The sequence below is a fragment of the Parafrankia sp. Ea1.12 genome, from assembly GCF_900465275.1.
Classification (GTDB): Bacteria; Actinomycetota; Actinomycetes; order Frankiales; family Frankiaceae; genus Parafrankia; species Parafrankia soli.
In genome coordinates, this window is record NZ_UBIZ01000407.1 from 1 (window position 1) to 602 (window position 602).

Genomic DNA, 602 nt, shown 5'->3' on the forward strand with positions numbered 1-602 from the left:
AGCCTGTGGGGCTCCAGAACCCCGATTTGGGCGGTGACCTGCACGTTTGCCTGCCGGACTGGGCCTGTGTCGGGCAGGCTGGATGGTCATGGTGTGGTCGCTGCTCCACGCCCTGACACGCAACACTCTCGGACTGATGCTGCTCCGAGTCCGCGGGGACACCGCGAAGGACGTAGAGCTCCTCGTCCTGCGACATCAGGTGGCGGCGTTACGACGGCAGGTGAACCGTCCGACGCTGGAACCGGCGGATCGGCTGATCCTCGCAGCCCTGTCCCGGCTGCTACCCCGAGCTCGCTGGGGTTCGTTCTTCGTCACCCCAGCCACCGTGCTGCGGTGGCACCGTGACCTCCTCGCCCGAAAATGGACCCATTCGCGCAAGACCCCCGGACGGCCACCGATCCGCCGGGAGATCCGCGAGCTGGTCCTGCGCCTCGCGCAGGAGAATCCGACCGGGGGCCACCGCCGGATCCAGGGAGAGCTCGTCGGGCTGGGCTACCCGGTCGGGGTGGCCACCGTCTGGCGGATCCTGCACCGCGCCGGTGTCGATCCCACGCCCCGGCGGGCCGATGCCTCCTGGCGCACGTTCCTACACGCCCAGGCCT

Annotated in this window: 1 pseudogene; it reads left to right on the forward strand. The window is 69.6% G+C overall.

Going from position 1 to position 602, the window contains the following annotated elements:
• Positions 1–82 precede the first annotated feature (82 nt).
• Positions 83–602 (forward strand): annotated as a pseudogene (locus FMEAI12_RS24010) (integrase); the annotation flags it as partial.